The sequence below is a fragment of the Flavobacterium palustre genome, assembly GCF_014639535.1.
Taxonomy (GTDB): domain Bacteria; phylum Bacteroidota; class Bacteroidia; order Flavobacteriales; family Flavobacteriaceae; genus Flavobacterium; species Flavobacterium palustre.
Genome location: NZ_BMGA01000007.1, coordinates 54,957 through 80,891, shown reverse-complemented (window position 1 = coordinate 80,891; position 25,935 = coordinate 54,957). Strand labels below are relative to the sequence as shown.

The window sequence follows — 25,935 nt, the reverse complement described above, 5'->3', positions numbered from 1 at the left end:
TAAATATTATGAAAAAGATAATAAAATATTTAGGACTTCCGATGCTTGCTATTGGTTTATTCGGATCCTGCGAAGATTTAGATGTGCCAATTACGACACAGTTAACACCGGAGGTTTTTCCTCAAAATTCAACCCAATTTATTCAAACTGCTGGTCCTGTTTACGTTTCCTTTCGTGATCAATTTTCATTTAACTGGTGGTGGGCACAATCATTATCTACTGATGAAGCTATATTACCTGCAAGAGGAGGAAACTGGTTTGATAACAGAAACTACTTAAGCATGCATTTCCATGACTGGACTCCGGATAATTCAGGAGGTATTTGGGGATGGGCTTCATCTGTAATTGGTAAAAGTAATCAGGCTATCTCAATTTTGCAGACAGCTATGCCTGAAGGTACTGAAAAATCGACTTTAATTGCTGAATTAAAAACGATGCGTGCGATTTCTTACTTTATGATGATGGATTCTTATGGAGCAGTACCGTTAGATACACTTTATGGCGATTTTTCTTCTCATGCTAAATCAACCAGAACGGAAGTATTCAATTTTGTTGAAAGTGAATTAAAAAAAGCAGTTCCTAATTTGAATCCGGCTTCGGGAGTATCAACTTATGGAAGACCTAACAAACAAACAGCGAATGCTTTATTAGCTAAAATGTATTTGAATGCTGAGGTTTATACAGGTACACAACGTAACAACGATTGTATTGCAGCTTGTGATGAGGTAATCAAATCAGGATTGTATAATATTGAACCAAGAGCGACTTATTTACAAATGTTTTACCCAAACAATGGTCCGCAAATGAAGGAATTTATTTTTGCAGTTCCTTATGACCCGGCAGTTGGTGGCGGCGGATTAATGTATCATGCCCGTTATGATGTTCCTCGTTCTATGCGTACAAGATTTGGACTTCCGTTTACTCCTAGTGCTCCTAGAAGTACATTGCCTGAATTCTATGCTAATTTTGAAAGTGATGCTAATGATATTCGTAACAAACAATGGTTAACAGGAAAACAATATTTAGCAGATGGGGTTACACCTTTAATGGTTACTACAACTAAAAAAGGTTATGATGAATATTACACAGGTTCAGATGGTGGTGCTACTTATACTTACCATTTAGAATTAACTAAACCAATCCTATACAGAGGAAGTATGGCCAATGTAAAAGGACTTGATTTAGGTAATGACGAAATTGCATGGAACATTGGATATAGAAATATTAAATTCTATCCTGATGCTAGTTCAACAAGTCGTAACCAAAATAATGATGTACCATTTTTGAGATATTCAGATATTATTTTGATGAAAGCTGAAGCTATTCTTCGTGGAGGAGCAGCTACTTTAGGAGATACTCCTCTTTCATTAGTAAATTCAATTCGTTCTAACCGTAGTACTTCAGCAGCATGGACAAGTGTAACATTAGAAGATCTTTACAAAGAAAGATGTCGTGAATTTGCTTGGGAAGGTTGGCATAGAAATGATATGATCCGATTTGGAAAATTTGAAGGACAATGGGGATTCAAAACAGATACTAACATTAGACATCGTGTTTTCCCAATTCCAACAAGTGCATTGGTGTTAAATCCTGCCTTAGTCCAAAATCCGGATTATGTAAATAATTAAGTTGATTGTTAAGTTGGTTGGTAATTTATTTACCCCTGAAAAGAGAAGAAGCTAGTTCTTCTTCTCTTTTCTTCTTAAAAAATGAATGCAATAAGATTGTTTTCATTATGCCATTCAAAGTGTTTTTGTTTTAAAAAAGAGGGAAAATCTAATCTTTACTTATTTCAATAGCTTAATTTTTTTTTAACGAAAAGAGAAATTCAACTGTTTTAAAAGTGAATGAGGAGAAATGTTTTTGCCTTAATTAATCCATTACAATTTGTTAGGATAAGTGAAGATTTCTTTAGAGTATTATTTTTTGCAACAGCAAATCAATTACAATTCAAAGGCTTAAACAGAGCTCTTAATTTCTGATGACCATTTTATTGCTTTTTGAAACCAATAAATCAGAATCAAAACACAAATCAATCAATATGAATTTGTACCGTTTACTACCATATAGGCTCATAGCCGTCCCCGCTTTGTTAAGCATACTTTCCTGTTCCATAAAACCATCAGTAAGTAGGTATGTAGATTTAGTGAACCCGTTAATTGGTACGGCACCTTCTACAACAATTAGTGCTTTGCAACATGGAGAAGATGAAAAAGAGAACAATGCACAGGTAGTACCTTATGTAACCGTTCCTTTTGGAATGACTAACTGGACTGCCCAAACTAAGGCAACTGAAACCAAATGTATAGCACCTTATTATTATACGGATACCAAAATTTCAGGTTTTAGAGGAAGTCACTGGTTGAGTGGTTCTTGTGTGCAGGATTATGGAAGTATGACCATTATGCCCATAACTGGTAAGTTGAAATGCCAAGCTGACGAAAGAGCATCGAGTTTTTCGCATGATACCGAAAAAACAACTCCTTATAATTACAATGTAAATTTAGCTGACTATAAAATTGATGTAAATATGACAGCAACTAAACGTTGTGGTTTGTTCCAGTTTACATTTGAAAATTCAGGAGAAGCGCACATAATTGTGAATCCAAATAGCGATGAAGGTCAGGGATTTATTCAAATAAATGCAGACAAAAACGAAATTACAGGTTATAATCCGGTACATAAAATCTATCAGGGTTGGGGCGATAAAGCAGGTTTTAGCGGTTATTTTGTAGTGAAATTGAGTAAAAGTTCAAGCAAATTTGGTGTTTATCAAAATGAGAAAATCTTAGAAGGAAATACACAAATTTCGGATTTAGAAAACATAGGAGGGTATATTTCTTTTAATGTAGAAAAAGGAGAAACCATCGAGGCAAAAATTGGAACTTCTTTTACCAGCATTGAACAAGCCAGAAAAAATTTAGAAGCTGAAACCAAAGGTTTGGATTTTGCTAAAGCTAAAGCTAATTTAAAAAATACTTGGGAAAACTTACTTTCGAAAGTAAAAGTAGAAGGAACTAATAAAGATGATAAAGTAAAATTCTACACAGCTTTATATCATAGTTATTTACAGCCAAGAACCTTTAATGATGTTGATGGAACTTATGTGAGTTTTAACGGAGGAAATCAATTAATGAATAGTGGTAAGGAAGATTATTTTACTGATTTTTCGATGTGGGATATTTACAGATCTTCACTTCCATTGTTTAATATGTTAACGCCAAAAGTAAACGGTCAAATGATGCGCAGCCTGTTTTCAATGGCTGAACAAGGTGGATGGATGCCAATTTTTCCTTGTTGGAACAGTTATACTTCGGCTATGATTGGGGATCATTCTGTAGCAGCAATTGCCGATGCTTATATGAAAAATAACATCGAAATTTCGGATAAAGAATACAGCTATTTATTGCAAAATGCCTTTCAAACGCCTGAAAATGTTGATTATGTAAATGGCAAAGGACGTCGTGCTTTAGCTTCCTATTTAGAATACGGTTACATTCCGCTAGAAGATGAGGTTAAAGAATCTTTTCATCAGGGAGAGCAGGTTTCCAGAACCTTAGAATATGCTTTTGATGATTTTGCACTTTCGCAAATTGCAGCTAAAAAAGGGGATACTTTGAATGCCCGATTATTGAAAAAAAGAGCTTTGAATTATCAAAATGTCTATAGCGTAGCCGATTCCTGTGTAAGAGGACGTTTTGCCGATGGGACTTTTACAAAAGATTTTGACAAGTTTATCAGAAAATCATATATAACTGAAGGAACGCCTTATCAATACACTTGGTATGTTCCGCAGGATATCAAAGGATTAATGAATTTAATGGGAGGAGAAAATGGTTTTAATGCCAACTTGGATCGTTTCCATGCCGCTAAGCAATATTGGCATGGGAATGAACCAGGTCACCAAATTCCATTTCTATACAACTATTCAGGTCAACCTTGGAAAACACAGGAATTGGTCAATCAAATTATGAAAACCGAGTACAGTAATGAAGTAGGTGGATTAAGCGGTAATGATGATGCCGGACAAATGTCGGCCTGGTATGTGTTTTCTGCTTTAGGATTTTATCCTGTGGCTCCCTCAGTGCCTCAATATGTGATTTCAGGACCACATTTTGATAAAATTACGTTGAGTTTTGAAAATGGGAAAAAGTTAATCATCAATGCAAAAGGTGCCTCTTCAGGGAATAATTACATCCAAAAATTGCGATTTAACGGAGTTGAATATGATAAAAATTATTTAGACCATTTTTCTGTCATGAAGGGTGGAAAGTTGGATTTCGAAATGGGTAACCAACCTAATAAGACTTGGGGAACTACTCAGGAAAATAGACCCTTTTCATTGTCTAATAAGTAAATAACAAAAGAGATGAATCCTATTAGTCGTGGCGAATTTTTAAAACTAGGAAGTCTATCATTGCTTGGTGCATTGGTTAGCGACACTGTTTTTGCAAATGATGGATTTTTTAGTGCCGCGGCAACTAAGGTGGATGAAGCTTTGATGAAAAAACTCATTCTGCATAATGATGCTTTTGTGAAAAATATTTTTCAAAAACCTCTTGTAAATTCGGATGTTCGTTTGAGTAATTTTCGGCCTGTAGCAGCTGATATAGCCGCTATGACGGCTTCGGTATCTCACCAGAAATCAGAGTATTATAAGTCGGAAATTGTAGTAGAACGTTTGAATCAGGCTGCTGATATTATTTTGAAAGGACAATACAGTGACGGAACGGTTGATGCAGGAGGAAATAGACAATCGCCACCGGATACGGCTTTTGTTTTGGAATACCTTTGTTCGGCTGCGATGGTTTTGAAACACAATAAGCTGAAAAATTTAGATTCAGTAAAAGAGAAATTAAAGAAGTTTATTCAAAATGCAGGCGAAGCCATGATAACGGGGGGCGTGCATACTCCAAATCATAGATGGGTGATCAGTGCGGCTTTGGCCAATATCAATTCGCTGTATCCGGATGTTAGGTATACTAACAGAATTGAGGACTGGTTGGCCGAGGGGATTTATCTTAATCAGGATGGACATTATTCAGAACGAAGCGGAATTTATTCGGCAGTTATAGACAAAGCCTTAATTACGATGGCTCGTTTGTTAAATAAACCGGAGTTGTTAGACAAGGTTCAAAAAAACCTGACTACTACTTATTATTATACAGAAGCTAATGGTGATTTGGTTACAGTAGATTCCAGAAGACAGGATCAGTTTATGGATATCACAGTGACTAAATTTTATTTGCAATACCGTTATATGGCTATACATACTGGCAATCCAATTTTTACCCATATGGTAAATTTGATTGAAAAGAATGCTGATTTTGATCAATATATCTTGTCAGATTCTTTAATTGCTTTTATGGAAAATCCGGAATTGCAGCAGCTGCTTCCTGTCGAAGTGAATTTGGAAAATGAATTTGAGAAGTTTTTTGCCCTTTCCAATTTAGCCAGAATTCGAAGAGGAAAAACGTCGATAACGCTTTTTGGAGGCAACGATATACCGGTTCAAATTGTTTCAGGAAGATCGTCTAATCCTAATTTTTTAATGTATCGAAAAGGAGATGCCATTTTGAAATACATGCGAATGTCATCTTCCTTTTTTAGAATGGGCTATTTCAGTAGTGAAGGAATAGAAAAGATTGGTAATAAATACATTTTAAAAGAAATCAAAGAAGGAGATTATTACCAACCGTTAACATCGGAATACAGAAAGGCTGATGGGGATTATCAATTATCAGAATCAAAAGATAGAAGGTTTTGGAACAAAATGGACTTTGAAAACCGAATCGCGAGTAATGTCAAAAAACAAACTACGGTTATAGAAATTGAAGAAAATAATGGCGCATTAAACTTAGATGTTAAGGTAGATGGTCCGCCAAATATTGAAATTACAATCGAATTGTGTTTCAAAGAAGGAACTCAAATTGAAGGAGCAACATTGGGCGAAAAAGGAAATTATTTCCTGAAATCAGGTTTTGCCAAAGCAGTTATGGGAAAAAACAGTATTGAAATAGGGCCGGGATTAGTCGAACATCAAAACGTGAATAATTTGGATAGTGAAGCATATACCTATCATCAGGGAACTTTACGTACCGATGGCGTTCATGTTTATATTACAGGTTTTACCCCATTTCATCATAAATTGACAATAAGTTAATTATAAACGAATTTTTCGGGCATTGCAGAAAGTTTACTTATTTTTACGAAAATTAAGTATAAACTTTTAAATAATTGAAATTATGAAATTATCATTTATGGCTGCTTTGCTGTTTACCGCATTTTGTTTTGGACAGAATAATACAGACAATAGTTTGTATATGAAAGCCGACAAAATTAGTTATTTGACAGATATTGGTTCAGAATCTGGTGATTTATATCAAACTATAGGACATCACGGGCCTGCGGTAGAAAATGAATGGATGGCATTGCGAATCTATTTTAGTGATAAAGTGGCAATTGATGTTTACAATAAAGCGAAGAAAGGACTGGAGTTGAAAGCAGCACATTGGTATCCAACTGCTGAACAACAAAAAGAAGGATGGGGTGCCGATTATTATAAAGTAGGTGCGACAGTAGGTTTAGGAGGAGTTAAACTATGGGATGGTGAAAAGGTAGTGCCGTTAAATCCGGTAACGAATCGTTTGGCTCACGTAGGGAAAACAGCAACGACTTCTTATATGGAAATGATTTCCAGAGGAGTTCCTTACAAAGGAAAAAAGGTTGATATCAAAGTTCGCGTAACAGTATTTTCTGGGAAAAGAGAAGCTAAGGTGGAAGCTTTTAGTTTAAACGGAGAAAACGTTCAGTTTGTAACAGGGGTAAATTATTTCAAAACTTGTGCAACTAAAAAAGGGGAAAACTATATCGCTGTTTGGGGTAAACATCCTGAAGACGTTGCAGCCGAAGTAGTAGAGGTAGGAGCAGCAATTAAATACAATCCTAAGGATTATGTAAAAAGTACTGATGATGGGACTCAATATTTATTAATCTCTAAACCGGCTAAATATTTAACTACTGAAATTGTTTCAGCTAGTGCTAAAGAAAATGAGATTAATAACTTAGAAAAGTTAGAAGCTTACGTTAAATAAGACTTAAATACGAGCGCTTATTTTTTGTAAGATTTTGAAATTTTGAATTACAAAAAATAGTGCACAGTTGATACTTGAAAATCAATCGGTGTCAACTGTGCACTATTTTTTTTTGCCATTGTTTAAAAAAGAAGTTTTTTTAAATGGTTGATTATTAGTTTTTAATGTAAAATATAATGATAAAAGTGAAGTCGAAACTGTTTTTTGTATGCTTATTAATAAGCCTTTTTGTGTTTGCTTGGAATACTCATGCGCAAAATAAAAACAAAGCTCCAAAAGAGTTTTTGATTTCGAATTATGGTGCAAAAGCAGATGGAAAAACATTGAATACAACAGCTATCCAAAAAGCTATTGATGCCGCTTTTAAAAGTAAAGGCGGGATTGTAGTTTTTCCAAAAGGGGAATTTTTATCAGGAAGTATTCAATTAAAAAGCAATGTGAGTGTTCGTCTGGAAGAAGGAGCTGTTTTATTAGGAAGTACCAATCCAAAAGATTATTATAAAATGGATTTTCCTGGTCGACCTGATTCTCCAAAGAAAGATGATAATTCACAAATTGCTTTAGTTTTGGCACATAAAGCAACGAATATAAAACTGTTCGGAAAAGGAAAAATTGATGGACAAGGTTTGCAATTGGCTTTAAATATTGACAGTTTGCATCATGCCGGAATTGCGGTTGATCCTAATTATACGATTAAAAGAAACCGTCCAAATGAAACCATGAGACCGAAGTTGTTTCGTTTTTCTCAATGTGAAAATGTTGAAATTCAAGGTTTAGAAGTGGGTGCTGCATCCTGCTGGGGATTGTCTTTTGAATTGTGTTCGAATTTGATTATTGATAATTTAAAAGTGGTCAATCGTTCGTACTGGAATAATGACGGAATTGACATTACCGATTGTAAAAATGTTAAGGTAACTAATTGTGATTTAGACACCGCCGATGATGGTATTTGTTTGAAATCCTATTATCCGGGATATGCTAATGATGGCATTTATATCGCTAATTGTACGATAAAATCCAGTGCTAGTGCCATAAAATTTGGAACCGCTTCTTATGGCGGATTCAAAAATGTGGTTATAAAAGATATTCAGGTTTTTGATACGTTTCGTTCAGCAATTGCTATCGAATCTGTTGACGGAGCCGTTATCGAAAATATTGAAGTTTCTAATATTAATGCCGTAAATACTGGCAATGCGATTTTTATTCGAATAGGACAACGCAGTGGTGACAAAGCGGGAAGCATTAAAAATGTGAATATTAAAAATATAAAGGTACAAGTGCCTTTTGGAAGACCGGATATCAATTATGATTTAAGAGGCCCTGAAGTAGATTTTTTTCATAATCCGTTTCCTTCTTCGATTGTAGGGATTCCGGGTTATAAAATAGAGAATGTCAATCTTGAAAATATTACTATTTCTTATCCTGGAAGAGCGACGAAAGGAATGGCATATGTACCACTAAATCGATTAGATTCCGTTCCGGAAAAAATACAGGATTATCCTGAATTCTCCATGTTTGGCGAATTGCCGGCCTGGGCATTTTATGTGCGTCATGCCAATGGAATTCGTTTTAAAAATATCAAAGTTAGTTTAGACGATACTGATTTTAGACCCGCATTTGTTTTTGATGATGTTCAAAATCTGAATATGGAAAATATTGATTTACCGGAAGCTAAAAATGAACAAGTTGTTTTGGAAAATGTGACAGAATCCAAATTAGATTTAAAAGAAACGAATATAAAAACGATACCTTAAAAATTGCCTCAAGAATCATCAAAATTACACCCTTGAGGGAAGGGGGATTAATTTTGATGATTCTGAGAATTAAAAATAGAAATTATGAATAAACTCCGAAATGCCACTTTTATTTCTTTAGCACTGTTGTTACAGTGTTGGAATTTGAACGCACAAAATCATCGTTTTGTTGATCCCATGATTGGGTCAGAAGGTCTTGGAAATGTTTTCATTGGGCCGTCATGTCCTTACGGAATGATTAAACCAGGACCGGATAACGACTTAAATGCTAATAGTGGTTTCACTACTGATATGACGAAACCTATTTATGGTTTTAGTCAAGTGCATGTGAGCGGAACAGGTGGTGGAGCTAAATATGGTAATGTTTCTATTATGCCCATTTCGGGAGATTTTGAAACGATTAAACAGGAATCGCTTCGTGAAAACGAAAAAGTAGCCTTAGGTTATTATAGTGCTTTATTGAAAAAATGGAATATTCAAACCGAAATTACGACTTCAGACAGAGCAGCTTTTTACAAATTTGTTTTTAATTCGAATACTAAAAATGCAATCAAAGTTGACTTAGGAAGATATCTGGATGAATCCATTATTCCTGATGGAAGAGAAGCGCAGCAATTCGTGGGGTCGCAGGTAGAAGTAATTTCAGATACCGAAGTTCGCGGTCATACTAAAGTTCGTGGTGGTTGGAATAACGGAAGTACTTATACGGTTTATTTTTCGGCAGTATTTGATCAGCCGTTTACCAATTTCTCTACTTGGAAAGGTGAGCAATTTTTTCCAAATGAAAAAAATCAGGTGGATAACGGAAAGAAAACGGGAGCGATGTTGTTTTTCGAAAGCTTAGCCAATAAAACACTGAATATGAAAATTGGAATTTCGTTCATCAGCAGTTTAAAAGCCAGAGAAAATATCGATAAAGAAATTCCGCATTGGGATTTCAAAAAAGAATTAACCGAAACCCAACAAAAATGGGAAGATTTATTGCAAAGAGTTGAGGTTGAAAAAGAAGCTTCTACAGAAAAGAAAACCATGTTTTACACTGGTTTGTATCATACGATGTTGATGCCGGTAGATCGTACAGGCGAAAACCCGCTTTGGGAAAATGATTCTCCATATTATGATGATTTTTATGCTATTTGGGATACCTATCGTTCTTCAAGTCCATTAATCACACTTTTAGATCCTAAACGTGAGATTGATATTGTAAATGCGATGTTACAAATTTATAAACGCGATGGCTATTTGCCGGAAGCCAGAAGCGGAAATTCAAATGGACGTACACAAGGTGGTTCGAATGCTGAGGTAGTTATTGCAGATGCTTTTGTAAAAGGATTGGAAGGTATTAATTATAAGTTGGCATTGGATGCGATGATGAAAGATGCGATGTTTCCTCCTGGTGGCAATGAAGAAAAAGAAGGTCGTGGCGGATTAGTTGATTACAATCGTTTGGGTTATGTTTCAACTGATTATGTGCGTTCCGGAAACAGAACTTTGGAATATTCCTATAACGATTATTGTTTGGCAATTGTGGCAAAAGGTACCAAACGCAAAGGTGAATACTGGCGTTTTATTAAACAATCAGATAATTGGCAAAACCTTTGGAGAGATATTGAAGACAACGGTTCGCGTGGATTTATAATGCCAAAAGATTCGAATAGAAAATGGGTGGACAGTATTCAGTGTGCGGCGACTAATGGTAAAATTTCTTATGTGCCTTATTCGCCTTTAGCGCAGGATTGGCCTAACTGTGTTTGCTGGTGGTGTGGTGTTTTTTACGAAGCCAGTTCCTGGGAATATTCACTTTCTGTACCGCATGATGTAGCCATGTTAATTAAAAAAACAGGTGGAAATGAGGCTTTCAAAAAGCGCTTGAACACACTTTTTGATAAAGAATTTTATAATGTGGCCAATGAACCTTCTTTTTTGAGTCCGAATTTATACCATTGGATTGGTCGCCCTGATTTGAGTAACGACCGCATTCATCTAATTATTGATAAAAATTACAACAGTTCCAGAAACGGAATCCCAGGAAATGATGATTCAGGGGCGATGTCTTCATGGTTGGCTTTTCACATGATGGGATTATATCCTAATGCGGGACAATCCTATTATCTGATTAATTCACCTTATTTCAAACAAACGGTAATTCATCAGGAAAACGGCAAGGATTTCACTATCAAAGCGAAGAATTTTTCGGATAAAAACAAATACATCAAATCTGTTTTGTTAAACGGAAAACCATTTGAAAATGCTTTTATTGAGCATCAGGATATTGTAAAAGGTGGTGTGCTGGAATTTGAAATGGGAGCAACGCCATCTAAAACATGGGGAACAAAACAGCTTCCGCCTTCTAAATCAGACGAAGTAATTGAAGAATAATTTTATAGAAGATTAATATAATAAAGATGAAGAATTTGAAACTGGGTGTTTTTATTTTGTTGATGACTACGTTTTTGATTTCGTGTAAACTTCCTGTCAAAAAGGAAAATTTACAAGCAAAATCAAAAATCACAAACCCAATACTACCGGGATATTTTGCAGACCCCTGTATTGTAAAAGAAGGAGATACCTTTTTTATTTACGCTACAATTGATCCTTGGGGTGGCGATGAACTGGCAGTGTTTTCAACAAAAGATTTTATACAATTTGAACGCCATCATTTAAACTGGCCAACAAAAAAAGCCTGTACAAGCCCAAATTCTAAAGATTCTATGGTTTGGGCACCATCGGTACGAAAAGCAGCAAACGGGAAATATTATATGTATGTTTCAGTTGGGAGTGAAGTTTGGGTTGGGGTGAGTAATACTCCGTTAGGGCCTTGGAAAAATGCCAAAGAAGACCAGTCGCCACTGATTTCAGCAAAAGATTATCCTTTGGTACACAATATCGATGCCGATTGCTTTATTGATGATGATGGTCAGGCTTATTTGTACTGGGGTTCTGGATTTAATTGGGTAAATGGAACTTGTATGGCAGCCAAACTGAATTCGGATATGATTTCATTTGATGAAAAACCAAAAGCAGTTACGCCTAAAGATTATTTTGAAGCGCCTTACATGATTAAGCGTTTCGGGAAATATTATTTAATGTTTTCGTCAGGTAAAGCAATTGATGCGACTTACAAAGTAGGATATGCTGTTGGTAATTCTCCTTTGGGACCATTTGAATCAGCTAAGAATAGTCCAATTTTGGAAACTACTTCAGATAGTATCACTTATGGTCCGGGACATCATTCAGTTTTTAATGAAAAAGGACAGGATTATATTTTATACCACCGAATTCTTCCACAAAAAGAAAAATATGTATTGCGCCAAATTTGTATTGACAGTTTGAATTTTGATGCCAATCATAACATTTTAAAAGTAAAACCTACTGGTGTTTCCAGTTTCTGATTTTGTATAATATAAGCTTAATAAAAAGATGAAAACCAACCTTAAATTAGTCATATTGTTTATTGTTTTTATTTTTGAAACTGGTGTTAGTCAATCGACAAAGCCGGAGACAGAAATAGCTAATGCTTCCAGCCAACTTATTGCTCGTATTTTACCCAATCATGCGTCGCAATTTAGTATCGAAATCGATTCTTCAGCCAAAGAGGATTGGTTTGAAATCGTTTCTAAAGGAGATAAAATTGTGTTGAGAGGAAACAACGGTGTTTCGGTTGCATCTGCATTATATTATTATCTCAATAATGTTACACATTGCCAAATAACATGGAATGGAACCAATTTGAATTTGCCTAAGAAATTGCCGGCAGTTCCTAAATTGATTCATAAAAAAACACCTTACGAATACCGCTATTATTTGAACTATTGCACCTTTAATTACAGTATGAGTTGGTGGGATTGGAAACGTTGGGAAAAAGAAATCGACTGGATGGCTTTGCACGGAATCAATATGCCATTGGCGATTACCGGAGAAGAATACATTTGGGACGAAGTGTATAAATCCTATGGTTTTACAGATGAAGATTTGAATACTTTTTTTAGCGGACCGGCTTATTTCTCCTGGTTTTGGATGGGAAATTTAGATGGTTGGGGAGGACCTTTGTCTAAAAACTGGAAAGACACGCATCGTGATTTGCAAATTAAGATTTTAAAAAGAGAACGCGAATTAGGAATGAAAACAGTTTTGCCGGCTTTCACAGGACACGTTCCGGCATCGTTTAAAAAGTTTTTTCCTAATGCTAAATTAAAGCAAACGAATTGGGGGAATGATTTTGAGGATACTTATATTTTAGATTCGAATGATCCTTTGTTTGCCGAAATTGGGAAGAAATTCTTAGAAATGCAATCAAAGATTTATGGAACCGATCATTTGTATTCTGCAGATACATTTAATGAAAATACACCACCTTCCAATGATCCTGCTTATTTGTTTGATTTAAGTAAAAAGATTTTTGAAGGGATGAAATCAGCTGATGAAAAAGCAGTTTGGGTCATGCAGGGCTGGCTTTTTTACAGTCACAGGGAGTTTTGGGAAGCACCGCAAATCAAAGGTTTGCTGGATGCAGTTCCTGATGACCGCATGATTATTTTGGATTTGGCTGCAGAAATAGAACCGATATGGAAACGTACAGAAGCTTTCTATGGCAAACAATGGATTTGGAATATGTTGCATAATTTTGGTGGAAACATAACACTGTTTGGGCGTATTGACGCCATTGCCAATGAACCTGCAAAAGCCTTGAAAGATCCTAAATCAGGAAAATTAAAAGGAATTGGATTAACAATGGAAGCTATCGAGCAAAATCCGGTTTTGTATGAATTAATGACTGATAATACCTGGAGAGATACGCCAATTGAATTGAATTCATGGCTTCAAAAATATACTTTGAATCGTTATGGAAAATCAAACGCTGATATTGCAAAAGCCTGGGATATTTTAGTGAAAACGGTTTATAACGGACAGGTAATTCGTGATGGAGCGGAATCGATTATCGTTTCAAGACCTACATTCGAAGGTTTCCGTCGCTGGGCAAGAACCAAACAAAATTATGCTTCAAAAGATTTATTGCCGGCTTGGGATCTTTTTGTAAAAGCGGCTCCGGCTTATCAAAAATCAGATGGTTTTCAATACGATTTGGTAGATGTGACGCGTCAGGTTTTAGCTAATTATGCTTTGCCTTTGCAACAGCAAATTGCCAAAGATTATCAAAACAATGACAAAGCAGCATTTGAAAAAAACGCAAAAGAGTTTATTGAATTGATTGATGATATGGATCAATTGTTGGCTACGCGTTATGATTTTCTTTTAGGTCCATGGATTGCTGATGCCAGAAGTTGGGGAATTGATGAGAAAGAAAAAGCGTTGTATGAGCAAAATGCCCGTGATTTAATTACACTTTGGGGTGGAGCTAATAACAGATTGCATGAATACAGTAATAGGCAATGGAGCGGATTGTTTACTGATTTTTATAAACCAAGATGGCAGCAATTTTTTGCAGATGTAAAAGCCAATTGGGGAACATTCGATCAGAAAAATTTTGATGAAAAAATTAAAGAATGGGAATGGAAATGGGTAAATGAGAGAAAAGATTTTCCGGTAAAAGCAAAAGGTAATCCAGTTGTGATTGCTAAAGCTTTGCACAAAAAATACCGCTCTCGCATTATTCCTGTTACAGAGCAAATGCCAACAATTAAATACGATTACTAAACATGAATGCAATTTCTAACCAAAATTCCAATCGTTTTTTATCCCTTGATGTATTCAGGGGATTGACGATTTGTTTAATGATTGTGGTCAATACGCCGGGAACAGGAGCTCATTTCTATGACTATTTGACTCATGCGGAATGGTTCGGATTTACCTTAGCAGATTTGGTTTTTCCTTCTTTTCTTTTTGCAATGGGAAATGCAATGAGTTTTTCGATGGGAAAAATGAAAGAAACTGCGGCTGAGGTATTTTGGAAAAAAGTAATCAAGCGCAGCGTCATTATTTTCCTGTTGGGGTTTTTAATGTATTGGTTTCCGTTTTTTAGACAGGGAATGGATGGTGTTTGGGAATTAAAGCCTTTTTCAGAAACCCGTGTTATGGGGGTTTTACAGCGTATTGCTTTGTGTTATTTTTTTACGGCAGTTATTTTTTATTATGTGTCAGAGAAAATAGCAATCATTACATCAGTAATTTTATTGTTAGGCTACTGGGCAATTTTATATTTTTTTGGACAGTCAGGAGTTGAGTTCGAAATGGCAACAAACGCTGCTACTCGTTTTGATTTGGCTGTTTTGGGAGAAGGACATATTTATAAAAGAGACAGTATTCCGTTTGATCCGGAAGGAATTTTAAGCACTCTACCATCCATTGTCAATGTAATTGCAGGTTTTATTGCCGGAACTTTTATTCAAAGGATTGGAAAATCATTTGAAGGCATAGCCAAATTATTAATTGTTGGTTTTCTTTTAATGGCTTTAGCTCGTTGGTGGGATTTGGTTTTACCCATTTCTAAAAAATTATGGACGGGTTCTTTTGTGCTTTACACCGTAGGAATCGATTTATCTATTATGGCGGTTTTAATTTATTTTATCGAATTAAAACAAACGCATTTTGGAGTGGAATTCTGTACCATTTTTGGTAAAAATCCTTTGTTTATTTATTTGTTTTCGGAGTTGTTTTTTATCACTTTGCGTCTTATTCCGGTAAATTCGGATATGGATGCTTTTGAATGGGTGAGCGAGAAAATTTTCCAAACGGTTTTTCCGGGAAGTTTCGGAGCATTTGTTACCGCAATTGTATTTATGTTAGTGTGCTGGTCTCTGGGATGGTGGTTGAATAAAAAGCGTATTTATATTAGGATTTAATTTCCTAAGCAAATTCTTCTGATATGATTTTGAAAAATAAAATTATAGTACTGCTTTCTCTCTCATTGTTTTTATTGCTTTCTTTTAAAAAAGAAAAAGCTGTAAAAATGAATGCAATTCAGGTGATTGGTAGTCATAATTCTTATAAAATTGCCATCGAAGCTCCATTGTGGAATTATTTGTTCCAACAGGATTCGCTAGCGGCAAAATCACTTCAATACACTCATATTTCAATTGAAAAACAGTTGGATTTGGGACTTCGCAATTTAGAATACGATGTATTGTTTGATCCTAAAGGAGGTTATTATTCAAATCCAAAAGGCTTGGCAATTGTGAAGTCATTAGGGGCAACACCATTAGAATATGATAAGGAAAATAAGCTGGCTCAACCGGGATTAAAAATGTTTCATATTCAGGATATTGATTTCAGAAGTCATTATTTGCTTTTTAAAGAAGGATTACAAGCCCTGAAAAAATGGTCGGATAAAAATCCAAACCATACGCCGATTTTTATTTTGATTAATGCTAAGGATGATAATAACAGAAAGTTGCGCGAGCCTTTGCCTTTTACCAAATCGGCTTTAGATATTATTGATATTGAAATTCGTTCGGTTTTTAACGATTCAAAATTGATTACTCCTGATTTGGTTCGGGGAAAATTTGAAACTTTGGAAGAAGCTGTTTTGAAAAAAGGCTGGCCAGATTTGAAGGATGTAAAAGGTAGATTTCTTTTTGTTTTGGATGAAAATCAAACTAAAATTAATCGCTATCTTGAAGGATATTTCAGTTTGAAAAACAGGGTATTGTTTGTAAACAGCAAAGAAGGAAATCCTGAGGCTGCTTTTAGAGTAATCAATGACCCGATTAAAAATTTTAAATATATCAAAGAATTAGTAGCCAAAGGTTATATGGTTCGCACCCGCGCCGACGATGGAACAACCGAAGCCAGAGCGAATGATTATACTAAGTTTGAAAAAGCAAAAGCATCGGGAGCACAAGTGATTTCAACAGATTATTACATTCCGTCCACGCTTTTTAAATCATCTTATAAGGTGAGTTTTGAGAATAACCGTTTCGAAAGAATTAAAAAATAAAATCATGTTCAAAAATAAGTTTAATAGTGTTTTCATAGTTTTTATTGTTCTTTTTGCTAATGCAACAAAGGCGCAAAACAATGATTTTACCATTGTTTCCGAAAAACAAAAAGCAGGCATTTTAGTAGAAGACAAAGAACCCAAAGTGGTTCATATTGCGGCTAAAATTTTGGCTGATGATGTTTTTTCGATTATTAATCAGCGATTAAATGTTTCGAAAAATAATGCTGAAATAACCATTATGGCTGGAACTATTGGCCAAAGTAAATGGATTGATAATTTGGTTTCGAAACAAAAAATTTCGATTACTGATGTAAAAGGAAAATGGGAAACGTATAAAATTCAAGTCATTGAAAATCCAACAGCAGCCATCAAAAAAGCATTGGTTATTGTAGGTTCTGACAGAAGAGCAACGGCTTATGGATTGCTGGAAATTTCAAGAATGATTGGCGTTTCGCCTTGGGAATGGTGGGCTGATGTTACGCCAGACAAAAAAACGGATTTAGTTTTAAATATTCAAACACAAACTTATGGTTCACCATCGGTGAAATACAGAGGAATTTTTCTAAACGATGAAGATTGGGGATTGCAGCCCTGGGCAGCTAAAACTTTCGAACCGGAAACGGGCGATATCGGTTCTAAAACCTATGCCAAAGTTTTTGAATTGTTGTTGCGTTTAAGAGCCAATACTATTTGGCCAGCCATGCACAAAAGCACCAAGGCTTTTTATTCGTTTCCAAAAAACAAACAAGTTGCCGATGATTATGCCATTGTGGTTGGAACTTCGCACGCTGAACCGATGTTGAGTAACATTAATGCCGAATGGAATCATAAAACAATGGGCGAATACCGTTATGATACCAATTCAGGTGTGATTAAAGATTTTTTCAGAAAAAGAGCCAAAGAAACAGCTCCTTTTGAAAATATTTACACGGTTGGAATGCGTGGCGAGCATGATTCTCCAATGATTGTGGGCGAAGATGATTCGGATTCTCAGGTAAAATTATTAGAACAGGTAATTACTGATCAAAGAGCTATTTTGAAAAAAGAAATTGGTAAAGAACCGAACAAAATTCCGCAGGCATTTATTCCTTATAAAGAGGTTTTGGATTATTACCAAAAAGGTCTGAAACTACCAGATGATGCCCAACTGGTGTGGACGGATGATAATTATGGATACATTCGTCAGTTGAGTAATCCGAAAGAACAAACGCGTGCCGGAGGAGCGGGAATTTATTATCATACTTCATATTGGGGACGTCCGCATGATTATTTGTGGTTGAATTCAACCAATCCGGTTTTGATGTGGGAAGAAATGACCAAAGCCTATGAATTTCAATCCCGTGATTTATGGATTTTGAATTGTGGCGACATCAAGCCGCATGAATACAATATCGAATTATTTCTGGATATGGCTTGGAATATGAACCCTTTTGATAAAAGTCAAAGTGTAAAAACGCATATGCAATACTGGGCTTCGAGAGAATTTGGAACACAAAACGCTAATTCGATAACTGATTTGTTTTTTGATTATTATCACTTGGCTTTTCAGCGTCGTCCTGAGTTTATGGCTTGGAATCAGGTAGAACCGGAAACGAAATCAAAACCAACTGCACTAACCCAAATCCATTATGGTGATGAGGTTTCTAAAAGAATAGATGCTTACCAAAAATTAATGGATGCTGTAGAAAAATTAAAAACGGCTATTCCGGCGAATCGTCAAGATGCTTTTTACGAATTGGTTGAATATCCAGTTATTGGCGCAGCCAGTTTAAATCATAAATGGTTGTATTCGTATAAAAATAAATTTGTTGCCGAACAAGGTCGTGGAAGTGCTGCATTTTTTGCGAAGAAATCAGCAGCAGCTTTTGAAAGAATTCAAAAAGAAACCCAATATTTTAATAACGGATTGGCTGGTGGGAAGTGGAAGCATATCATGAGTATGTCGCCACGCTTTTTGCCCGTTTTTGATCAGGCTACGTCAACGAATGCTGTTGCAGGAAAGAAGCCAGAATTAAAATTAGCGTTAGAAAGTTATGAAATGGAAGTCAATCACAGAACCGAGAATTCCTATGCTGATGTGCTGCCGGTTTTTAATGCTTATGTGAAGAATCAGTATTATATTGATGTTTATATGAAAGGTGAGGGAACGGTAAATTGGCAGGCTAAACCAAAAGCCGATTGGATTAAAATTTCGCAACAGCAAGGAACTTTAGATAATAAAGAAAACAGTCAGCAACGTCTTTGGGTGAGTATTGACTGGAGTAAAGTTCCGCAGGGAGAAAACAAAAAAGAAGCGCCATTAGGGCACGATTACCAATTAATTCCGCCAAGTTATAAGGTGAATTCGGCATTAGAATTTGTTAGTCAAGATACTTTAATCACTATTGGAGTGAGTGCTTTTAATCCGAAATTTGCTAATTTGGAAAATTACAAAGGTTTTATAGAAGACAAAGGTTATGTTTCGATCAATGCAGTAAATTATTCAAATAGAAAAGAGGGTATAGCAGCCAAATGGGAGACTTTTGAAGGCATTGGTTATGCCGGAAAAGTGAGTGTGGCTTTGCCTCGAACAGCCAATTCGGAAGTAGATTTAAAATTAATAAAAAGTAACAGCCCGGTAATGGAATATGATTTTTATAGTTTTAACTTTGGTCAGGCCAATGTAAAAGTGCAGGCGATTCCAACGCATGCTTTTTATGAAGGAAAAGGAGTAAGATGTGCTGTAGCGATTGATGATGCTGATCCTGTGATTTTAGATTTTCAGACTTTTGGGCGCAGTGATGAATGGTTGCAAAACACATTAAAAAATGCTGCTGTAAAATCGGCGAAACAAATTGTAAATAAGGCTGGAAAGCACACTTTGAAAGTTTGGATGGTCGATCCGGGAGTGATGATTGACCAAATTTTGATTGATTTAGGAGGCTGGAAAGATTCCTATGCTTTTCCACCGGAAACGAAGATGTAAATTTTAAATGTATATTTTAGAATGAATTATTGTAAGAAAGTAATTGGGTGTTTAATTATTGTTTTTGCTGTTGTTTCTTGCTCTTCTGCCAAGAAAAATACAGTTAAAAGTACACCAATTGCATTCTTGTCTGATGTTCATTTGCTTGATTTGTATGGAGGATTTTCAGATTCTGATTACAAAGGAATTCGAAATCCGGCTGATGGGAAATATACTTTGTTGCGAACAATGAAATCTCAGCTGGAATCAACAAGATTATTCAATGAAAATTACTTTGCGTTTCTGGCAGCTCTCGATGATGTGGTTAAGAGAAATATAAAAACCGTAGTCTTACCCGGAGATTTTAGTGATGATGGTCAGCCAATAAACATTCGGGGATTAAAAAAGATTCTGAATTTATATTCTGAAAAACATGGAATCCAATTTATAATTACCACAGGAAATCATGATGTTGCCAAACCTTATTTGATGGATGCCGGAAAAACAGATTTTCTTGGAGAAGGAGGGAAAGAGCAAGTAATTATCAGTAAAAAAGGAATGTATCTTCCTAAAAAATCAGATGAACTTCCTGTTGTGATTACAAAAGATATTGGTACCATGGGTTACGCCGAAGTTTTAAACGAATTGGGCGATTTTGGTTTTTTTCCTCAAAAGACTGATTTATATTGGGAAACTCCGTTTACAACTTATAATTATGATAATTATTCTTTCGAAAAAGCTTTAGAACAATCAACTCTCGAAAAAAGAACGTATGCCATTCCGCCTTATAATAATCAAATTCCTGATTTAAGTTATTTGATAGAAACCCAGAATAATGTTTGGTTATTAGCTATTGATGGCAATGTTTATGTACCAAAAGAAGCAGCTAAAACGCATCCTGAAAATCCATTAAATTACAATAGTCCGGGTGTGGGGTACAACCAGGTTTTAACTCATAAAAAACATTTAATTAATTGGGCAAAAAAACTAGTTGAGGAAGCGAAGCAAAAAGGAAAAACGCTGATCGCTTTTAGTCATTATCCAATGGTAGAATTTAATGATGATGCTTCAGAGACGATGAAGAAGTTATTTGGAGAAGATAAAATGCAATTGCACAGAGTTCCAACTGAAGATGTATCGAGAATTTTTGCAGAAGCCGGAGTACAGCTTCATTTTGCCGGACACATGCACATGAATGATACCGGAATTAGAAAATACGAAAACGGAAAAACCTTGTTCAATATTCAAATTCCATCATTAGCGGCTTATATTCCGGGATATAAAATCCTGACAATTCAAAATAAAAATAAGATGCAAATCGAAACGGTTACGATTGATTCAGTTCCCAATTTCAAAACATTATTTCCTTTATACGAACAGGAATATGCTTATTTAAAAAGTATGGGTAGTCCCGATATTTGGGATAAAGGTGTTTTAGAATCTAAAAATTATCATGAATTCACCAATTGGCATTTAAAAGAATTAGTCCGTACCCGATTTCTTAAAAAGGATTGGCCAGAGGAATTTAAAGACTTTATGCTAAAAGCTAAAGCACAGAATCTATTCGTTTTTGCCAAAGTAAATCATTCGAAAATAGAAAAATATAAGAATGAAAACTGGACCGGTTTTGATATGATTTTTGATTTTCATCGAATGTATTCAGCTGATGAACTGGCATTGAAAGACATTGGCAAAGACCGAATTCAGCAGTATAAAATGATTATCAATTCATATACTGATTATTACAAAAAAAACGAAAAACCTACTGCTGGTGAAATTTCATTTTATGAATTTTGCTCTATTTTTAAAAGTTTTCTAAATGGGGCTCCATCCGATAAATTTATTATAAATTTGAGAAGAAATACCATTCAGAACTAAATTTTGCCCAAAACTAATTTTTCTATGAAACTTAAATTAGGTGTAGTTTCCATTCTTTTTATTTGTCTCCCTGTTTTGGGACAGCATATAAAATTTGAACATTATAATGAGAGCAACGGACTTTCCTATAATTCGGTAAGGCATATTGTTCAGGATAAGAATGGTTTCATTTGGTTGGGGACTTTTTTTGGGTTGAACCGTTTTGACGGCTATCAGTTTAAGGCTTATATGAGTTCGGAATTAGGGAAGAATAAACTCTATAATGATGATATTACTGCATTAGAACTCGATGAAGCCTCTCATAATTTATGGATAGGAACCCGAAAAGGACTTACTCTTTATCGAATGGATACCCATGTTTTTAGTACTTTTTTTCATGATAAAAACAATCCTAATAGTTTGCCTGAAGACGAAATACGTGCTGTTCATGTAGATAAGTTTAAAAGAGTTTGGGTAGGTACAATGAGTAAGGGACTTTCTATTTTTTACCCTAAAGAACAACGGTTTTCTAAAATAAATATCAAGGGATTTGAATATGTCAAAGAAATTTTTCAGGATAAAAAAGGGAATATTTGGGTAGGAAGTTTTGGCAAAGGTTCGGTAGCTAAAATTATTCTGGGAGCCAAGGGAGAGATTTTAAAAGTAACCACTTACAGTTTATCAATTCCAAATTCGAATCAAAAAAATCCTTATATCAATTTCATTTATGAAGATGTTAAGTCGGATATTTTTGTGGGAACCAGAGAAGGACTTTATCAGTTAAACAAGTCAAAAAATACATTTGAGAACCTCTATATTAAAGATGCGGTTTTAAGGAATAAATTAGGACCTTATTTTATTTCCATAGCTCAGGCTCCCGATGGGAAATATTGGTTAGGAACCTTAGGAGGACTTTTGGTTTGTAACCAATTAGAAGATGTAGCAACGGGTAAGTTTCAGCGGTATTTTTCTAAACTGACTGATGATAACTCTTTGGTTGGGAATATTGTGAATTCCTTATATTTTGATAAATCGGGTGTTTTATGGATTGGGACAGAGGATGGTTTAGATAAGTATGATCCTTATGGCGATCAGTTTAAAATCAATAAGGATATTTCATTGTATAATGATAACCAAAAGCCCAGTATAAGAGGATTTGCTAAAACTTATGACGGAAAGGTAATTGTTGCCACAAGATACAACGGACTTTTTGTTTCCAAAGAAAAGTCATTTGTTCCATTGTACAATAACAGAAATGATATTGCCAGTATTTATTCTCATGATGGAAAGCTTTTTTACTGTGGTTTGTGGGATGGCAAAATATTGGTTTATAATTATCAGTCCAATAGTTCCAGATTGGTTGATATTGGGGTGAAAAACTCTCCTCTAATTTCTTTTTTAACAGCAGATGAAAATACTTTAGTGGTAGGTTCATTTGGTGAAGGAGTTGTGATTTTAGATGCAAAAACTTTGCAAATTAAAGTTCCTAAAGGAGTTTTGTTACCCGATTTTCAAATTAATAAGATTAAATCAGATCGTTTTAAAAATTTGTGGTTTGCCACCGAAACCGGGGTCGCAAGGTATAATTTAAAGACCCGAAAACTGAAACTTTATGTCAAAGGAGAACAGGAGAACATTGGTTTGCCGGCTAATCATGTGAGTGATATTCTGATAGACGTTAATGGTGATATCTGGATTGCCACGGTCAAAGGTATTGGTCTTTATAATGTTAAAAAAGATAATTTTGTTCCGGTTGTAGAACCTCGGGAACTTCAAGGAAAATGGATTACCGATTTAGAAATGGATAATGATGGTTATCTGTGGTTGAATATCAATAATAATAGTATTGCCAGATATAAGAAAAAATCGAAGAAAATAAATATTTATTATGTTGACAGCGGCAACAGATTAGACGTATTTAGTTCTAAAGGATTTTATAGTTTGAATAATTCAACTATTTTTTTAGGTGGAAAAAATGGTATTATTTATTTTTCGGCAGATAAAATCAAAGAGAATAAAATAGCGCCGGCACCTATCATAACTGAATTTAAAGTTCAAAATGAAGAGGTCTTCCCCGGACTGGAAATTAACGGACAAATTCCGTTTACAAAAGATATTAATATCCATAAGCAGGTGGAACTTAATTATGATAATCGTAATTTTTCCATTCAGTTTTCGGCACCTTCTTATACTAATGAAAGACTGAACAGTTTTGAGTACATGCTGGAAGGTTTTGATAAAAACTGGATTACAACTTCCAGCGATGCCAGAACGATTCAATATACTAACCTTAATCCGGGCGAATATACCTTTAAAATCAGAGCCAGTAATAGTGACGGAATCCGAAGTAAAACAGCAGCTTATAACATTACAATCTTATCTCCTTTTTGGACTAATACCAAGATTTTTCTGTTGTTAGTTTTAGTGTTTTCGGTATCAGCTTATTATATCAGAAAAGAAATTAAATCCCGACTTAAACTAAGACAGGCACTTTTATTAGAAAGAGTAAGGCGAGATAGTGATGAACGTTTGTCAAACGAAAAACTACAGTTTTTTACCAATATTTCTCATGAGTTAAGGACTCCGTTGACATTGATTTTAGGTCCTGCCAAACAATTACTGGAACAAAACGAAGTATCAGATTATGATAAAACGAAGCTTCATTTGATTTATAAAAATGCCAGCCGATTGTTGTTATTGGTGAATCAGATTTTAGATTTTAGAAAAGCACAATCCGGAGAATTAAAATTAAAAGTATCTAAAACGGAACTCGTAGCTAATACGCAAACTGTTTTTGATTCCTTTACACAATTAGCTCAGGAAAAGGAGATTAATTTTAATTTTAACTGTGAACTTGAAAGTCTCGAAGCCTGGATTGATGTGGATAAATACCATAAAATACTGTACAATTTACTTTCCAATGCCTTGAAATTTACCAATAATTATGGTACGGTAGATTTGTTTATTGGTACAAAAGAAAAAGAGGGAGAAAAAATATTGGTTGTTGAGGTGAGTGATAATGGAATAGGTATTCCGCTGGAAAGCCAGAAGAAGATTTTTTCAAGATTTTATCAGGTAAAAAGCAGTAAAAAGAATAATACCGGTTCGGGTATCGGATTATCATTGGTAATTTCACTGGTTGAAGTGCATCGGGGACAATTAAAATTAAAAAGTGCTCCTTTGGAGGGAAGTGTTTTTACTGTGGAATTACCAGTTTCTAAAAGCAGTTATAAAAAGAGCGAAGTTTTTGATATTGAATACAAAGAAGCTGAAGTTGCTTATGAATCGCCTGATAAAATAAAGAAAGGCAATCAAAGCACAGAACTGAAACAATCGGTTTTAGTTATTGAAGACAATGCCGAATTGCGCTTTTTTATTGTCCAATATTTATCGGAATTTTATCGGGTATATCAGGCCGAAAATGGGGATGAAGGTTTGAATCTTTGTAGAAAAATAAAACCGGCACTTTGTGTGGTCGATGCCATGATGCCTGTTATGGGAGGATTTCAATTTGTTGAAGCTTTAAAAAATGACGATGATATTAGTCATACTGCACTTATAATGTTAACTGCTTTATCCGAAAACGAAAATAAAATTAAAGGGTATAATTTAGGTGTGGATGAATATATGGTCAAACCATTTGAGCCATCCTTATTAAAAACCCGAATAGACAATATTATCAGAACCCGCACAGAGTTAAAACAAAAATTCTCAGGTGAAATAGAGAGTGATGTTTCTACATTGACACATTCGCAATTAGATATCGATTTGATTTCGAATATTACCGATTTGATTGAACAAAACATCAGCGACCCCGAATTGACGGCTAACTTCCTGTGTGCCGAATTAGGGATGAGTTCGTCTAAATTGTATCGAAAAATTAAGCAATTGACCGATTTGTCCCCTAATGAATTTATACGAACTGTTCGTTTGAAAAAAGCGGCGCAATTGTTAAAATTAAAAGTGAATAATGTTTCGGAAGTGGCTGATAAAGTAGGGTTTAATGATCCGTTGTATTTTAGCAGATGTTTTAAAAAGCAGTTTGGATATTCTCCAAGCCGATTGATTAAGTGATTGTTTTGTACCAATTAATTTTGTCGGGGCAGCTCTTGTATATTTTATTATTCAGCTTCGTTTTTACCTAATATTCAATAAAAATTGTCTTTTGGTATAATTTTGGCTGATTGTCTTGGCTAATTTTAGAATTTAATACATAAATTAGCGGATGTTAAAATTAAAAGTCTAATTTTTACAAAAATTGTTTATTTATGTTAGATTTTTAAAATTTTGAACAAAATAGTTGCGATTCGATTATTAAGAATTATATTTGTGCAATCGATTACATTTTTTTGATTGCAATTTAATGTGTTTTCGGGCTAATCGAATGAT

At 35.0% G+C, this 25,935-nt stretch carries 13 protein-coding genes; all 13 read left to right on the top strand.

From position 1 onward, the window contains the following. Positions 1-8 precede the first annotated feature (8 nt). The 13 genes from IEV84_RS12915 to IEV84_RS12855 all read left to right on the top strand — a co-directional run bounded on the left by IEV84_RS12915 (position 9) and on the right by IEV84_RS12855 (position 25,620). On the top strand, positions 9-1,628 hold the full coding sequence (locus IEV84_RS12915) for a RagB/SusD family nutrient uptake outer membrane protein (protein ID WP_188494691.1): 1,620 nt from the start codon (positions 9-11) through the stop codon (positions 1,626-1,628). Between the two features lie 353 nt (positions 1,629-1,981). Further along, positions 1,982-4,357 (top strand): GH92 family glycosyl hydrolase, encoded by a 2,376-nt coding sequence (locus tag IEV84_RS12910; protein ID WP_229732687.1) that lies wholly within the window; start codon positions 1,982-1,984, stop codon positions 4,355-4,357. A 12-nt stretch (positions 4,358-4,369) separates the two neighbouring features. Beyond that, the gene (locus IEV84_RS12905) at positions 4,370-6,163 is read left to right on the top strand and encodes a hypothetical protein (protein ID WP_188494690.1); all 1,794 of its coding nucleotides are present in this window, start codon (positions 4,370-4,372) and stop codon (positions 6,161-6,163) included. A gap of 82 nt (positions 6,164-6,245) precedes the next feature. Continuing rightward, on the top strand, positions 6,246-7,094 hold the full coding sequence (locus IEV84_RS12900) for a DUF4861 family protein (RefSeq protein ID WP_188494689.1): 849 nt from the start codon (positions 6,246-6,248) through the stop codon (positions 7,092-7,094). Between the two features lie 230 nt (positions 7,095-7,324). Then, positions 7,325-8,848, top strand: coding sequence for a glycoside hydrolase family 28 protein (locus tag IEV84_RS12895; protein ID WP_229732686.1), 1,524 nt, complete (start codon positions 7,325-7,327; stop codon positions 8,846-8,848). An 84-nt stretch (positions 8,849-8,932) separates the two neighbouring features. Further along, positions 8,933-11,227: a GH92 family glycosyl hydrolase gene (locus tag IEV84_RS12890; RefSeq protein WP_188494687.1), complete on the top strand. Its 2,295-nt coding sequence runs from the start codon at positions 8,933-8,935 to the stop codon at positions 11,225-11,227. A gap of 26 nt (positions 11,228-11,253) precedes the next feature. Next, positions 11,254-12,240, top strand: a complete 987-nt coding sequence (locus IEV84_RS12885) for a family 43 glycosylhydrolase (protein WP_229732685.1) — start codon at positions 11,254-11,256, stop codon at positions 12,238-12,240. 28 nt (positions 12,241-12,268) lie between these two features. Further along, positions 12,269-14,503: an alpha-N-acetylglucosaminidase gene (locus IEV84_RS12880; RefSeq protein WP_188494686.1), complete on the top strand. Its 2,235-nt coding sequence runs from the start codon at positions 12,269-12,271 to the stop codon at positions 14,501-14,503. A gap of 2 nt (positions 14,504-14,505) precedes the next feature. Further along, positions 14,506-15,648: an acyltransferase family protein gene (locus tag IEV84_RS12875; RefSeq protein WP_188494685.1), complete on the top strand. Its 1,143-nt coding sequence runs from the start codon at positions 14,506-14,508 to the stop codon at positions 15,646-15,648. Between the two features lie 107 nt (positions 15,649-15,755). After that, the gene (locus IEV84_RS12870; RefSeq protein WP_229732684.1) at positions 15,756-16,742 is read left to right on the top strand and encodes a phosphatidylinositol-specific phospholipase C1-like protein; all 987 of its coding nucleotides are present in this window, start codon (positions 15,756-15,758) and stop codon (positions 16,740-16,742) included. A 4-nt stretch (positions 16,743-16,746) separates the two neighbouring features. Then, the gene (locus IEV84_RS12865) at positions 16,747-19,710 is read left to right on the top strand and encodes a glycosyl hydrolase 115 family protein (protein ID WP_188494683.1); all 2,964 of its coding nucleotides are present in this window, start codon (positions 16,747-16,749) and stop codon (positions 19,708-19,710) included. Between the two features lie 21 nt (positions 19,711-19,731). Beyond that, positions 19,732-21,567: a metallophosphoesterase family protein gene (locus IEV84_RS12860; RefSeq protein WP_188494682.1), complete on the top strand. Its 1,836-nt coding sequence runs from the start codon at positions 19,732-19,734 to the stop codon at positions 21,565-21,567. Positions 21,568-21,591: 24 nt separating this feature from the next. Then, entirely contained in the window at positions 21,592-25,620 is a 4,029-nt protein-coding gene (locus IEV84_RS12855; RefSeq protein ID WP_188494681.1) for a hybrid sensor histidine kinase/response regulator transcription factor, read from the top strand. The last annotated feature ends 315 nt before the right edge of the window (positions 25,621-25,935 follow it).

Excerpts from the sequence above, each read along its gene's own strand:
- IEV84_RS12915 (WP_188494691.1), top strand. The coding sequence starts at position 9 with ATGAAAAAGATAATAAAATATTTAGGACTTCCGATGCTTGCTATTGGT.
- IEV84_RS12910 (WP_229732687.1), top strand. The coding sequence starts at position 1,982 with ATGACCATTTTATTGCTTTTTGAAACCAATAAATCAGAATCAAAACAC.
- IEV84_RS12905 (WP_188494690.1), top strand. The coding sequence starts at position 4,370 with ATGAATCCTATTAGTCGTGGCGAATTTTTAAAACTAGGAAGTCTATCA.
- IEV84_RS12900 (WP_188494689.1), top strand. The coding sequence starts at position 6,246 with ATGAAATTATCATTTATGGCTGCTTTGCTGTTTACCGCATTTTGTTTT.
- IEV84_RS12890 (WP_188494687.1), top strand. The coding sequence starts at position 8,933 with ATGAATAAACTCCGAAATGCCACTTTTATTTCTTTAGCACTGTTGTTA.
- IEV84_RS12885 (WP_229732685.1), top strand. The coding sequence starts at position 11,254 with ATGAAGAATTTGAAACTGGGTGTTTTTATTTTGTTGATGACTACGTTT.
- IEV84_RS12880 (WP_188494686.1), top strand. The coding sequence starts at position 12,269 with ATGAAAACCAACCTTAAATTAGTCATATTGTTTATTGTTTTTATTTTT.
- IEV84_RS12875 (WP_188494685.1), top strand. The coding sequence starts at position 14,506 with ATGAATGCAATTTCTAACCAAAATTCCAATCGTTTTTTATCCCTTGAT.
- IEV84_RS12870 (WP_229732684.1), top strand. The coding sequence starts at position 15,756 with ATGAATGCAATTCAGGTGATTGGTAGTCATAATTCTTATAAAATTGCC.
- IEV84_RS12865 (WP_188494683.1), top strand. The coding sequence starts at position 16,747 with ATGTTCAAAAATAAGTTTAATAGTGTTTTCATAGTTTTTATTGTTCTT.
- IEV84_RS12860 (WP_188494682.1), top strand. The coding sequence starts at position 19,732 with ATGAATTATTGTAAGAAAGTAATTGGGTGTTTAATTATTGTTTTTGCT.
- IEV84_RS12855 (WP_188494681.1), top strand. The coding sequence starts at position 21,592 with ATGAAACTTAAATTAGGTGTAGTTTCCATTCTTTTTATTTGTCTCCCT.